Annotated in this window: 12 protein-coding genes; 4 read left to right on the top strand and 8 right to left on the bottom strand. The window is 67.2% G+C overall.

What is annotated here, in order from left to right; translation table 11 throughout:
- Positions 1–96 precede the first annotated feature (96 nt).
- Both EDD27_RS19325 and EDD27_RS19320 read right to left on the bottom strand, forming a co-directional pair.
- The gene (locus EDD27_RS19325) at positions 97–678 is read right to left on the bottom strand and encodes a hypothetical protein (RefSeq protein WP_127933656.1); all 582 of its coding nucleotides are present in this window, start codon (positions 676–678) and stop codon (positions 97–99) included.
- A gap of 272 nt (positions 679–950) precedes the next feature.
- Entirely contained in the window at positions 951–2,462 is a 1,512-nt protein-coding gene (locus EDD27_RS19320; protein WP_127933655.1) for a multicopper oxidase family protein, read from the bottom strand.
- Between the two features lie 331 nt (positions 2,463–2,793).
- Between EDD27_RS19320 and EDD27_RS19315 the strand changes: the two genes are divergently transcribed.
- Entirely contained in the window at positions 2,794–3,093 is a 300-nt protein-coding gene (locus tag EDD27_RS19315; protein ID WP_241564134.1) for a response regulator transcription factor, read from the top strand.
- Between the two features lie 130 nt (positions 3,094–3,223).
- On the opposite strand, the gene EDD27_RS58755 is transcribed toward EDD27_RS19315, so the two are convergent.
- Together EDD27_RS58755 and EDD27_RS19300 are read right to left on the bottom strand one after the other, a co-directional pair.
- Positions 3,224–3,418, bottom strand: coding sequence for a transposase domain-containing protein (locus EDD27_RS58755; protein ID WP_127933653.1), 195 nt, complete (start codon positions 3,416–3,418; stop codon positions 3,224–3,226).
- 179 nt (positions 3,419–3,597) lie between these two features.
- Positions 3,598–3,789, bottom strand: coding sequence for a hypothetical protein (locus EDD27_RS19300; protein WP_127933651.1), 192 nt, complete (start codon positions 3,787–3,789; stop codon positions 3,598–3,600).
- A gap of 119 nt (positions 3,790–3,908) precedes the next feature.
- Here EDD27_RS19300 and EDD27_RS19295 point away from each other — a divergent pair, with 119 nt between their 5' ends.
- Both EDD27_RS19295 and EDD27_RS19290 read left to right on the top strand, forming a co-directional pair.
- Positions 3,909–4,484 carry a hypothetical protein gene (locus EDD27_RS19295; protein WP_127933650.1) on the top strand — a complete coding sequence of 192 codons (576 nt, stop codon included), beginning with the start codon at positions 3,909–3,911 and terminating at the stop codon, positions 4,482–4,484.
- Positions 4,485–4,518: 34 nt separating this feature from the next.
- Positions 4,519–5,019 (top strand): hypothetical protein, encoded by a 501-nt coding sequence (locus EDD27_RS19290; RefSeq protein WP_127933649.1) that lies wholly within the window; start codon positions 4,519–4,521, stop codon positions 5,017–5,019.
- A gap of 257 nt (positions 5,020–5,276) precedes the next feature.
- Here the strand turns inward: EDD27_RS19290 and EDD27_RS19285 are convergent, their stop codons facing one another.
- From EDD27_RS19285 to EDD27_RS19275, 3 genes are all read right to left on the bottom strand, one after another.
- Positions 5,277–6,563, bottom strand: coding sequence for a PP2C family protein-serine/threonine phosphatase (locus EDD27_RS19285; RefSeq protein ID WP_241564133.1), 1,287 nt, complete (start codon positions 6,561–6,563; stop codon positions 5,277–5,279).
- Positions 6,564–6,630: 67 nt separating this feature from the next.
- Complete coding sequence (locus EDD27_RS19280; RefSeq protein ID WP_127933648.1) at positions 6,631–7,449, bottom strand: cytochrome c biogenesis CcdA family protein; 819 nt, start codon at positions 7,447–7,449, stop codon at positions 6,631–6,633.
- Positions 7,442–8,203: a DsbA family protein gene (locus EDD27_RS19275; RefSeq protein WP_127933647.1), complete on the bottom strand. Its 762-nt coding sequence runs from the start codon at positions 8,201–8,203 to the stop codon at positions 7,442–7,444. Before EDD27_RS19275 ends, EDD27_RS19280 begins: the two co-directional genes overlap by 8 nt.
- Positions 8,204–8,825: 622 nt before the next feature.
- On the opposite strand from EDD27_RS19275, the gene EDD27_RS19270 reads away from it, so the two are divergent.
- The gene (locus EDD27_RS19270) at positions 8,826–10,043 is read left to right on the top strand and encodes a family 43 glycosylhydrolase (protein ID WP_206641513.1); all 1,218 of its coding nucleotides are present in this window, start codon (positions 8,826–8,828) and stop codon (positions 10,041–10,043) included.
- A 318-nt stretch (positions 10,044–10,361) separates the two neighbouring features.
- Here EDD27_RS19270 and EDD27_RS19265 read toward each other — a convergent pair whose 3' ends face one another.
- Complete coding sequence (locus EDD27_RS19265) at positions 10,362–11,852, bottom strand: SulP family inorganic anion transporter (RefSeq protein WP_127933645.1); 1,491 nt, start codon at positions 11,850–11,852, stop codon at positions 10,362–10,364.
- Between the last annotated feature and the right edge of the window lie 387 nt (positions 11,853–12,239).

The following is a 12,239-nucleotide window of genomic DNA, read 5'->3' as shown; positions in this document are numbered from 1 at the left end:
CCATGGACATGTCAACGGTCACGCATGGCCATCCCTCGCGATCACCACCGTGATCACGTGACAACATTGGCCCAGCAATCGCGAAGACCTCGTTTCTCATCTCTCGATCGGCCAGTTGTCGCCCGTCCACCACCAGCCGTCATCAAGGGGTGCGCATGTGTACTGCACGTCGTCGATCTCATTGAGTCGGGTGCACGGGTCGGCCCCCGCCCTCTTGCCCAGCACCCGGGTGAAGCCGATCCGCTCTGGCTTCATCTCCGCGACCGTGAGGAACAGCACGTCTTCTGACCTCTCCACTGCGCCTCGTCCGAGCGTGAGCTTGCGGTAGCGGCCCGGCAAGGCCGAGAATCCCTCCGGAAGGTCGTCGCCCGTGCGCGCCAACTCGGCGAAGGCGGTCCGGTGGATCTCGAACCAGGTCTGCCGGAAGACCCGTTCCCAGGGGAGCACGCCGGCGACGGCCACCCCTACGGCGATTTGACACGCCACGGCCACCAGGGCCCATCCCTGCCTTTCCCGCCGTCGCAGACGTAGCACCCAGAACGTTGTCAGGCTGACCGCCAGGAGCCACAGCGCGGGATAGGCGAGCGACCATGGCCACAGGTTGTCTATCAGCCAGAGGTGGAAGTAGTACGTCGCCCCGAGGGCGACCCAACTCGCGACTACGCAGAGAAGAAGCATGATCCATTCGATGCATGTGGATGGGAAAGGGTTTCCGCTCACTCAGTGAGATGAACGACTCACGTTCAGCCGTCTATGGGCCGCTGGATCACCTGCGCGAATCCCGACGACTACGGCGGGATGGCCACCAGTTGGTTGAATGCGAGACCAGGGACTATTCAGCCGAGAATTACAGTGTTGTAGTACTACTGTTCCTGGCCGCGTCGCATGATCAGCGCGTGGCGGCAGACCGACCGGGTCGGAGATCTCCATCCGGGCGCAGGTCGCGGATCTCAATGGGCCGCATGGCCATTCTTCAGGTTCAGGCGGGTGTTCACCTGGGATTCCTGACCTGGTTCGACGATCACGAACTGGCCCATCATGCCCTTGTCCTCATGCACGAGCATGTGGCAGTGGAACATGTACGGGGCCGCCGGGTCGGTGTGGCGGCCGAACTCCACGAGCAACCGTACGTGCCCTTCCGGCGGTACGTACACCGTGTCCTTGCGGCCTGCCTCATAGGCGGCGGGCGCCTTCCCGTTGACGTCGAGAATCCGGAAGCTGGCCTCGTGGATGTGGAAGGAATGGTAGGCGCTCGGATTGTTGAGCTCCCAGATCTCGGTGGCTCCGGCGGGGACCACTTCGTCGATCCGGGCCAGATCCATCTTCTTGTCGTTGATGGACGTGCTGCCGAGCCGGAAAGTCCGCGTCTTGGCGTTCGGCGGGACGACCGGGGCCTGGACGTCGGCGAGCCTGGCCGGCACAGCCGCCGATTCGGCGAGCCGCCCGTCGGCGGTGAACTTCATCAGATCGAAGGCGTCGGCGCCACCGGCGAACCGGTCGAACGCGGTGCCACCTCCCAGCTCCGCGGTGAAACTGCGGAGCACCACCTGCTCGCCGGGGCGGAAATCGACGACGATCTCCGCCCGTTCACCGGAGGCCAGCAGCACCCTTGTCAGCCGTACCGGCTCGCCGACCAGGCCGCTGTCCGTGGCGACCAGCGCGAACTCCCGGTCATCCGCGAACCCGACGTTGTACACCCGGCCCACCGAAGCGTTGAGCAGCCTGAGCCGCACCCGCGTGGTGGTGACCGTGAAGGCCGGTCCGAGAGTGCCATTGACCAGGACCTCCTTACCGAGAAAGCCCATGAGGTCCATGCCCGGCACCACGGACATGCCGAAGTTATCCAACGTGAGCGAGCCGTCGCCGTCGAAAGTCGCGTCCTGGATGATGAGCGGGATGTCGTCCACGCCATATTCGTGGGGCAGTTTCGCCGCGTGCTCGTCGTCGATGAGAAACAGCCCAGCCAGCCCCTGGTAGACGTGCCGGGCCGTGGTGCCGTGCAGGTGCGGGTGGTACCAGAGGGTGGCCGCCGGTTGGTCGATCTTCCACGTCGGTTTCCAGGTCGAGCCTGGAGCGATCATCTGGTGCGGGCCGCCGTCCATGGTGGCCGGCAGGCGCATGCCATGCCAATGCACCGAGGTGGCTTCGGGCAGGGCATTGTGCACCCGTGGGGAGACGGTCTCACCCCGCCGCATGCGCAGCGTCGGTCCCAGATGGGGTCCGTTGACGCCCCAGGTGCCGGTCTTCGTGCCCGGACGCAGTTCGCTGACGCCCGCTTGGAGCCGCAGGTCGAACGAGCCGCCCTCCAGCAGCGGCGGGATCCGTAACGGCAGATCGAACGCCAGCTCATCCACGTTGCCCGTAGCAGACGATAGCCAGGCCCAGCCGAATCCGCCGCCACCCGCGACGGCCAGCGCCGACACGCTCGCCAACCCCACCTTCAAGAACTTCCGCCGCCGCATTCACCGACTCCTGTCAACGTCCATGCCGATAACAGGCAGACCCTTCCAACAGGGCGGGATCAGCGGCATCAGGCATATTCCCTATTCGGCTCCTCAGCTTGCGTCGCAAAGCCGGGGGTCCGCAGCGAGCCGACTGTCACGATCCCGCACCGTGCTCTACAGGATCAGAGGAAACCGGCGGAATTTGAAGCTCCCAGGCCATCGCGCGAGACGACCAAGATGCGCCGATCGTCCACCCAATGCAATCCACCAGGGCTGACAAAGGGTCACGATGGTGGGCGTAAGACGCAACATCCGCATACGAGCAAATGCGGCCCTGGGCTCCTGTCCCATGGTCTTCTTCGGCAGGCTGGCCCGCAGCGCCCACGTCAAGCTCCACGACCACTGCCATGAGCCGGCCGGTGTGGGGAACGCCGCCATGGAGCAGGTGCGGCGCCTCGGGCTGACGGAACGGGAGCTGGAGGTGTTGCGGCACATGGCCAACGACGCCAGCAACCGCCGCATCGCCTCCGTCCTGTTCATCAGCCCCAAGACGGTGAGCGTGCACGTCACCCGTATCCTTGCCAAGCTCGGCGCGTCCAATCGGGGCGAAGCCGCCGCAATCGCCCGCCGCATCGGTCTGCTCGACTGAATGGCCTCCGGCACCTGGATGGGTGGGATGCCGCCGTCCGCCCTGCACGCCAGCATATCTTCGACGACCTGCTGACTGGGCTCGATTGTCTGGCGTCACCGGCGCTCAGGCCGCGCGAGGCTAGTTCGGGTTAATGGCTTCCCGCAAGAAACTCGGAAGGGTGTGGCGAGGGCATGGGGACATCCTTCCTGATGATCAAGGATGACCGCAGGTCAGGTGTCCGGAGAACGGGGGGAAGCTCAAGCATCCCGGTCAGCTTCTCGGCGACCTCCTCGTAGTCATCGTCAGGAAACAGACACAACGCGATCAGGAGATAGACGACCACGTGCGCGGCAGCTTGCGAACCCGGCGCTCACGGCACCCGAGTGCGGCGATGGCCGCGTCCAGGACCTGGCGTGGGATCAGCGCTGTCAACGCGCCGACCGCCACCGGATCCGTCAACCGACCCCGACCGCCGCCTAACTCACCCATCAAGATCACCAAGCGACGCCACCAGCAAGATCGCTAACTAAACGGCATCGGCGCCCCCTCGGCAAGTCGGGCGTATCGGAGCTGCCGGGTGATCGACCGGGCGACGACGAAGAGCGCAACGGTCGTCGCGAGCAGAGCTGCGACAGTCCAGCCGTACTCCTGGACGAGCCGCTCGATGACTGCACGGACTTCGTTGGCATCGAGGTCGCTGAACGGCGGCTCCATCGGTTCCCTTCCGGTCGGTCGTGCAGGCGGGAGATGCCTGCACCCGCAAAGACCCGTTCTGGAGGGCTGCGGGGACAAACCTGCGGAGGCATGGATCAAGCGTCAGCTATGGTGACGGCATGTTGAGGAGCGTCCGGCTCGGGATCGTGGCCTTCGTGGTGGCGGGGTGTGGTTCGCAGGGTGCACTCAGTCAGGCCTTGATCGACCAGGCCCGTGCGTCAGGTGCCGCGCCTGACCTGATCTACGTTGTGGATCTGCCGGGCTACGAGCTCGCCGAGCAGTCCGTTGGTGGAATCAATGAAGAGGGTTTCGGGGCCTTCTACGTCTCTCCTGAGGGGAAGCAGGTTCAGCTGCGCGTTGATCGTGGCACTTTCAGCCACGCGCTCTGCCCCGACAGGCCCGTCACCGATGCCGACCCCGTCGGCTCGCCAGTCCAGTGCTCCCGTGATGAAGTCGGCTGGTACCGGCAGGCCGCTGGGAGGCATGAGTACATCGCTGTCCGCGACGACGCGCTCCTCTTGCTGGCCGGGAAGCTCGCTGACGTCAACCGGGAGACCTTGAAAGCCGCGATAGATGGCGCCCGCCGTGCTGTCGGGACGGGATCGTCGGGGCCGCGCCCGAGCCCGGTCGAACGAGGCGACTTGCCTACCTCCGGTGACGGTGCGCCGATCCAGCCGACCGGACCGGGCGGATGAGCTGGTACGCCGGGCATATCGGAGGTGCGGGGTCATGGTGATAGTGCAGCGAATCGTGGTCGAGTGGACCAAGGAGGAGCGTGGCGCTGAGCAGGCGGCTCTCCGAAGTCACGTGCCCTCTGCGATGGAACTGCCACCGATGCCGGATGCCGCGCTGGCCGTTCATGAAGTCCTTGCGGAAGGGCGAACGGGCTACCTCCCCGTCGAGACAACCGCCGAGCACTCACTCCCCCGGCAGCTGCTTGGGCTTCGATTCGCTCTGTCGGGAGATGGGGTCCTGGTTTCGCGGACATCGGCGCATGACGCGCATCCGCAACTCCGGCGTCCACATCAGCTTTTCCTGCTGCGCCCTGGGGAACGGGCTCGGTACCAGGCCAACTTCCGCTACAGCAGCTCTCGCACGCAGTGGTACTACACGGAATGGCAGGTCAACATGGCATATGCGCCGTGGCGGCGTGATCTGTTTGTGGATTCCGATCTGGTCTTCGACTACGAGAAGGATGAGCGGGTCTCGTTGTACGGCGGCCCGAGGTAGCGGGCATGCTGGGACCGATGATGATTGAAGATCAGCCGCCGCCTCGAGATGAGGCGCTTCTCCAGCTCCGACAGGGGTCAAGCCGGGGATACTTGAACACGCATGAGCATCCATCGAGGAGCCGGCGGCCGCCTCTGCGAGCCCATGATGACATGCACGTGATCCGGAACACGTGGCGAAGATCAGAAGTCGGGTGGCCGACGCCCAACTGGACGAGGTCGCCAGTGCTGGACCCGGGGGACCCTGGAGCATCCCGCTTACAGGCGGACGATGAGCAGGGCGATGTCGTCGCGGGCGCCGCTGCTGACGTCCAGGCCTGCCAGCAGGGCGTCGGCGAGGTGTTCGGGGCCGAGCCGGGCGAATCTGGTGAGCGCGTCGGTCAGGCGTGCCAGACCGAGGTCGATGTCCTCGCCGGGGCGCTCGATGAGACCGTCGGTGTACAGGACCAGGGTGCCGCCATGCGTGTAGGGCAGCTGGACCTGAGGACGGGTGACGTGCTCAGGGCGAGCACCCAGCGGAGGGTCGGTGGCCTGGTCCAGCAGGGTACACGAGCCGTCCGGGTGGAGCAGGACGGGCGGCGGGTGGCCGGCGTTGCTGTAGCTGACGTGGCGTCTCCTGGTGTCGATCACGGCCTGTATGGCCGTGGTGTTCAGCGCTTCGTCCAGGGAGCAGGCGTACAGGTCGAGCACGTCCAGCGCCGGGGCCGGCTTCTTCACGGCGCGGATCGCGGCGCTCAGCGCGCTGCGCAGCATCCCCATGACGGCGGCGGCTTCCAGACCGTGGCCCACGACGTCGCCGACCGCGACGGCGAAGCAGTCGTCCGGCAGGTCGACGATGTCGTACCAGTCGCCGCAGACGTTCAGCGTTCCCACGGCGGGCAGGTAGCGCACTGCGATGCCGGGGTGGAAGTCCAGGCTGGGGCAACGGAGCATGGCCTCCTGCAGGGCGAGCGCGACATGGCGTTCCCGGGAGTGGGCCTGGCGGAGCTCCTCGTTCAGCCGATGCAGTTCCTGCGCCCTGCCATACAGCTCGGCCTCCATCGCTTCCTCGCGCACCTTCGGGCGGCGGGCGGCGAGCCGGCCGGGGCCGCCGGAGCGGACGAACTCCGTCACGTCCTCCACCCGGTGGATGATCCACAACACGGCCCCATCCGGCGCCAGAACGGGCGTATTGATCGGGGACCACCAGCGCTCCTCGAACGCCCCAGGATGGTCGGCGAGGGGGATGTCGTACTTCTGCAGCACCATCGTGTCCGGTTCCCGGTAGGCCAGCACGCGCTGCAGCGAGGCCCTCAAGTTCCTCACTCCGTCGGCGTGGGGATCGTCGGGGTTGTCGGGAAAAGCGGCGAAGATGTGCCGCCCGATCAAGTCGTCTGCCGTGCGGCCGGTCGCGCGCAGGTATGCCCGGTTGACATCAACGATCACGAGGTCCGGGTCCAGCACCAGGCACGGGGACGGCGTGGCGGCGAACAGCGCCGCGTAATCGATCCGCGGCCTGATCGGCAGCTGCGTGCCCTGCCTGCGAGGGCTGGCCCATCTGCCCACGTCATCCACTCTATGAGGTGTTTGCCTGCTCACCATAGGCGGAGGTCCGGGGACGGCTACCAGGTGATCACTTTCCCGCCTTCGCCAGCCGCCAGGCGGTCACCGCGAGGAGAACGAGAGCGGCAGCCGCGAGCATCGGCAGGTCGGGCAGATGGCCCTGTACGGCGGCCGCGACCTCTTGCAGGCGCTCCTGCCAGTCCTCCGGGATGGGCAGGGTCAGGCCGCGGGTGCCGTCGAACGCGAGGAAGACGACGCCGAGGGCTATGAAGGTCAGCCCGGACAACAGCGTGGCGGTGTGCAGCCGCAGCCTGCCCAGGCGGATCCCGCGGCCGCGCAGCCAGGAACGGTGAGCCAGGTCGTAGCGCTGCCACAGGGAGGCCAGGAGCAGCAGCGGCGCCGCCATCCCGGCGGCGTACACGGCCAGGAGAACGGCCCCGCGCAGCGCGTCGCCGGAGGACGCGGCGACGGTGAGTACGGCGCCGAGGATGGGGCCCGCGCAGAATCCGGCGAGCCCGGAGGTGGCGCCGAGGGCCAGCACCGCCCCCGGCGAGTCCCCACGGACGCGTCCGCGCAGGTGCTCCAGCGGCCCGAGCGTCCAGCCCTGGCCGAGCACTTGCAGCACCCCGAGGACGATCAACACGACACCGGCCACGATGATCACTACGTCCTGGTGACCGTAGAACAGCTGGCTGGCCAGGGCGGATCCCATGCCGAGCGGCACCAGGACGGCGCACAGTCCCAGGTAGAACAGCAGCGTGCGGCCGATCAGCGCGCCGCGGCCGGGGAAGGCGTAGGCGAAGAACGCCGGGAGGAGCACCGCGCCACATGGGCTGACCAGGGCGAACAGCCCGCCCAGGAAAGCGGCGGCGTATCCCACCTCACCCATGGCGGGCTTCTTCGATCGCCTCGACGAACTTCGACAGCGGTTGCGCACCGAAGAAGAGCTCTCCATTGATCAGAAAGGCGGGGGTGCCGGGCAGGCCGAGCTGGGCCGCGAAGGCGAAGTCCTGCTCCACCGCCCGCCGCAGCTCCGGGTCACGCCGGTCGGCGTCGAAGCGGGCCACATCCAGGCCGACGCGGGCGGCGACCGCACGCAGCCGATCATCGGTGAAGCCCGAGGACTGCTCGGCGTACAGGGCGTCATGGAAGGGCCAGAACGCGTTCTGCCGGTCGGCGGCACGGGCCGCGATGGCCGCCCGCTCGGACTCTTTGCCCTGGGCGGGGAAGTCGCGCCAGAACAGGCGCACGATCCCCGTGTCGATGTAACGGCGGCGCAGCGCGGGTTCGATGCGGCGCGCGAACGTGCCGCACTCCGAGCACTTGAAGTCGCCGAACTCGACGATGGTGACCGGTGCCGACGCCGAACCCTGTGCCAAGCTCTCGTCGATCGGCGGGACGGTCGGCCCTTCCCACCTCGGTATGGGACTCGCCGTGGACAGACGGGGGGACGCCTGCGGTGTGGCGGTGTCGGCCGCGGGCGGTTCGGCGGGGATCACGGCACGGTTGTCACGGCGGGGGTTGGTGCCGTTGCCGAGGGTCGCGATGGCCAAGACGGCAAGGGCCGCCATGCCGGCCGCGGCAATGATCAGAATGCGGCTCCGCGAGCCGCGGCGCGTTCCGGCAGTGCTGTCGTCTTCCACCTGTCCCACCCTTCACCCGGGGATGGACAGGATCCCACGGCCACGAACTCAAGACCGGGAACTGCCAACGAGACGACGGCATCGGGTGGGTCTGGGCAAGACGCGGCAAACGCGGTGGCGGTCACCCCGGAGCCCCGACACTGGTCGCCCGAACGTCGCCGAGACGAACTGCACCCAACAAAGCGACGAGGCGATTCGCCAAGTCTGTTACGCGAACGTTATGGGTGAGGCTGCGTTGCGGCGTTTCTCCACACACAACCGTTTGACCTGTGATTTCGCACGCTAAGACCACCCGGCGAAGTCAAGATGGAATTTTTCCGGATTATTGACGAAATTTGGGCGGCTTCGGCAGACTCTCCGCATGCGGCACAAGGGCGGCCCTCTCACTCATCGCCGGCAAGAGCAAGACGCGCTCGTCCTCTACGCCTGCTGCGCAAGACCGGCCGCTCAGCAGAAGCGAGCTCGGCAGGCTCCGAGTAGGAGGGCATGACTGATGACCAGTTCCGACAACGGGTTGCACGTTGGCCGACGGTCCTTGCTGGCCGGCGCCGCCGGCTTTTTGGGAACGGCGGCCCTGCCCGCGACCGCTGCACAGGCAACCCCGACGGAGGTCGCGTCGACAATGCGGCGGTACCCGTCGAACTGGCCCGACCTCGAACCCTACGGCCTGGCGGACACCCGGCTGGACCTGTGGCCACGCGAGGACAACTCATTCATCCTTCCTCTCGAACTACGCCCCCGCGACAAGGAGCTCGGCCGGGTCTGGATGCGCGACACGTACGTCAACTGCTTCGTCGTCAACGGCCGTCCGATCTACGTCGCCACGGGCACCACCCGCGTACCCGGCCTCAGCGCGGCCGCCCCATGGAACGACGGCATCTTCATGTGGGTGTCCCCGTCGCTGCGGGGGCCATGGAGGCTGGTCGACACCACCGGCATCCGGCCCGGCGCCGAAAAGGGCAAGGTGTGGTCACCCGAGTTCGTCGGCGAGAACCGGCCCGGACGCATGGTCGTCGCGCCGTGGCAGGAGTACTGGCACGACGACCAGTTCGGCAAGCGAGGCGACGTCTGGGCCCCGGAAGTGCACCATTTCCGCGGCACGTGGTACATCGTCGCCTGCATGGGCGACCACTCCCGGAAGGTCGGTTCATTCATGCTCGTAAGTGAGGGCGGCATCGAGGGCCCGTACCGCCTTGTCGAAGGCAACCTCGAAAAACCCTTCGGGGACTCTTTCATCGGCGGACCGAACTTCATCAAGCCCGGCGCCTACCACCACATCGACGGCAGCCTCTACACCGAGGGCGACGACGCGTGGCTTGTGCTGCACAACCACCTGTACGCGAAGTTCCGGGACGACATGGAAGACATCATCCCGACGACCAACCTCTCGAAATTCCAGCAGACGCCCTACACGCCCGAGCCGTACCTCGAAGGCGCGTATGTCTTCAAGCACGGAGGCAAGTACTACCTCCTCCACGCTGCATGGAACCGAACGTCGACCACTCCCGGCGGCACCACACGATACGCCTATGACCCACCCGGCCCCGGCCGTGTGCAGCATCAGTACGACGCGGTCGTCGCCGTCTCGGACAAGTTCGAGGGACCGTATTCCCGGCGGTGGACCGTAGGCGTCGGCGCCGGCCACAACAACTTCTTCGTGGATCGCAGCGGCCGGCTGTGGGCGACGTTCTTCCGCAACCCCAACTTCGGCTACTGGTCCGACCCGACGCGCGTCGCCGACGCCGCCGTGGCCGGCATCGTGCGTCTGGAATGGACCGGCCCGCAGGGCAATCGCCTGTACGTCCAGCGCCGGAATCACGGCCACACGATCCGCGATTGACCCACGCAGCGGCCTCTTCTCCTTAGCCCCGGCTTCGCGGTCCACGCCACTGGAGGCATGTTTCGAATAACCGCCTCTATCGCTGCCCATCTCAGGATTTCGGTGTCTGCGAACACCAGCAGGCTCGTTTCTCTAGCCTGCTGGTCGACTGCTGTTACAAACCAGCGCGTGACTCGCGAGCCACGGCCAACTCCAGCGCCGCCTGCTGGTCCAGTAGGCGGCCGCTCACCTGGGACTGGGCCTCCACGCCCAAGCTTGCAGGAGGCGCGCCGCCGTGGTGCTGGCCGTGTCGGAGTGCAGATCTGTCCTGTTGCCTGGCTAGTGGCTGCCGGTGAGTTCGCCGGACAGGGTGGCGTGCATCTTGGCGCTGGGCTCGTTGAGGCCGATGATCTGCACGGTTTTGCCGCGGGCGGCGTACTTGGCTTGGACGGCGTCCAGGGCGGCGACGCTGGAGGCGTCCCAGATGTGGGCGCCGGACAGATCGATGACGACGTGGTCGGGGTCGCCGGCGTAGTCGAACTGTCCCACCAGGTCGTTGCTGGAGGCGAAGAACAGCTGGCCGGTGACGGCGTAGATGGCCTGGCTTCCGTCGGGGTCGACGACGGCGGAGACCTCGGCCAGGTGAGCGACCCGGCGGGCGAAGATGACCAGCGCGGTGAGCGAGCCGAGCACGACGCCGATGGCCAGGTTGTGGGTGGCGACCACGACGGCGACGGTGACGACCATGACGGTGATCTCGCCGGCGGGCATGCGCTTGAGCGTGGCCGGGGCGATCGAGTGCCAGTCGAAGGTGCCGACCGAGACCAGGATCATCACGGCGACCAGGGCGGCCATCGGAATCTGCGACACCCAAGGGCCGAAGACGATGCACAAGACCATGAGGAAGGCGCCCGCGCAGAAGGTGGACATGCGGGTGCGGGCGCCGTTCTTGACGTTGATCATGGTTTGGCCGATCATGGCGCAGCCCCCCATGCCGCCGAAGAAGCCGGTGACGATGTTGGCGATGCCCTGGCCGATGGATTCGCGGGTCTTGGAGGAGCGGGTGTCGGTCAGGTCGTCCACCAGTTTGGCGGTCATCAGCGATTCCATCAGCCCGACCAGGGCGAAGGCCAGCGCGTACGGGGCGATGAGGACGAGCGTGTCCAGGGTGTAAGGCACATCCGGCAGGCCGGGGACGGGCAGCGCGGACGGCAGCGCGCCGCGGTCGCCGACGGTGGGCACGGCCAGAGCGGCGCCCACGGTGATGGCGGTCAGGGCGGCGATGGACACCAGCGGCGCGGGGATCGCCTTGGTCAGGCGGGGGAAGAACACCATCAGCGCAAGCCCGCCGGCGACCAGGGGATAGACGATCCAGGGCACGCCGGTGAGTTCGGGCACCTGCGCCATGAAGATCAGGATCGCGAGGGCGTTGACGAAACCGACCATCACGCTGCGCGGTACGAACCGCATCAGCTTGGCCACCCCGAGCGCGCCGAGCGCGACCTGGATGAGGCCGCCGAGGATGACGGTGGCGATCAAGTAGCCCAGGCCGTGCTCGCGTGCCAGCGGCGCCACGACCAGGGCGATGGCGCCGGTGGCAGCAGAGATCATCGCCGGGCGGCCGCCGGCGATCGCGATGACCACGGCCATGGTGAAGGAGGCGAACAGGCCGATGCTGGGGTCGACGCCGGCGATGACGGAGAACGAGATCGCCTCGGGGATCAGGGCGAGGGCGACGACCAGCCCGGACAGGATCTCGGTGCGGGCTACCGAGGGGCTCAGCCAGGCGGGCCGGCCGGTTCGGCGGGCGCGGGGAAACAAACGGGGCATCACAACGTCCTTACGTGAGCAAAGACCGCCCTGCGTGCGAGGGGGCCACGATCGGCAGCGCGCGGGCGCAGGCGGGCACCAAGGGTGGCCGGGGGGTGGTGGGCGCGGGGGCGCGTCTATGACGGCGCCCGGAGAAAGGTGGGCGGCAGGCGGCACGGCGTGCCGGACCTACCGCGAGGAGGTCACGGCGGGCAGCTGGCGGTGGCGGTCACGGGCATGCGCGCGTCGATGTTCCTTACCTCGGATGCGGAGCGGCACCAGGGGGTGCCGGTGGACGGAAGCCGCCGGGCGGCTGACAGCATGCGGCCGGGCCAGGTCCGATCAACGCCAACTGTACCTTAACGTTAGGGTAGAGATTCGGCGGGGGTTGGGGGCGCCGGTCCGCAC

This window comes from Nonomuraea polychroma, assembly GCF_004011505.1.
Lineage (GTDB): Bacteria > Actinomycetota > Actinomycetes > Streptosporangiales > Streptosporangiaceae > Nonomuraea > Nonomuraea polychroma.
This window is presented reverse-complemented; position numbering and strand designations above follow the sequence as displayed.

Bases quoted from the DNA above. Each gene is read 5' to 3' on its own strand.
- EDD27_RS19325 (WP_127933656.1), bottom strand. From the start codon at position 678: ATGCTTCTTCTCTGCGTAGTCGCGAGTTGGGTCGCCCTCGGGGCGACG.
- EDD27_RS19295 (WP_127933650.1), top strand. From the start codon at position 3,909: ATGTTGAGGAGCGTCCGGCTCGGGATCGTGGCCTTCGTGGTGGCGGGG.
- EDD27_RS19270 (WP_206641513.1), top strand. From the start codon at position 8,826: ATGCGGCGGTACCCGTCGAACTGGCCCGACCTCGAACCCTACGGCCTG.
- EDD27_RS19265 (WP_127933645.1), bottom strand. From the start codon at position 11,852: ATGCCCCGTTTGTTTCCCCGCGCCCGCCGAACCGGCCGGCCCGCCTGG.
- EDD27_RS19320 (WP_127933655.1), bottom strand. From the start codon at position 2,462: ATGCGGCGGCGGAAGTTCTTGAAGGTGGGGTTGGCGAGCGTGTCGGCG.
- EDD27_RS19290 (WP_127933649.1), top strand. From the start codon at position 4,519: ATGGTGATAGTGCAGCGAATCGTGGTCGAGTGGACCAAGGAGGAGCGT.
- EDD27_RS19300 (WP_127933651.1), bottom strand. From the start codon at position 3,789: ATGGAGCCGCCGTTCAGCGACCTCGATGCCAACGAAGTCCGTGCAGTC.
- EDD27_RS19280 (WP_127933648.1), bottom strand. From the start codon at position 7,449: ATGGGTGAGGTGGGATACGCCGCCGCTTTCCTGGGCGGGCTGTTCGCC.
- EDD27_RS19315 (WP_241564134.1), top strand. From the start codon at position 2,794: ATGGTCTTCTTCGGCAGGCTGGCCCGCAGCGCCCACGTCAAGCTCCAC.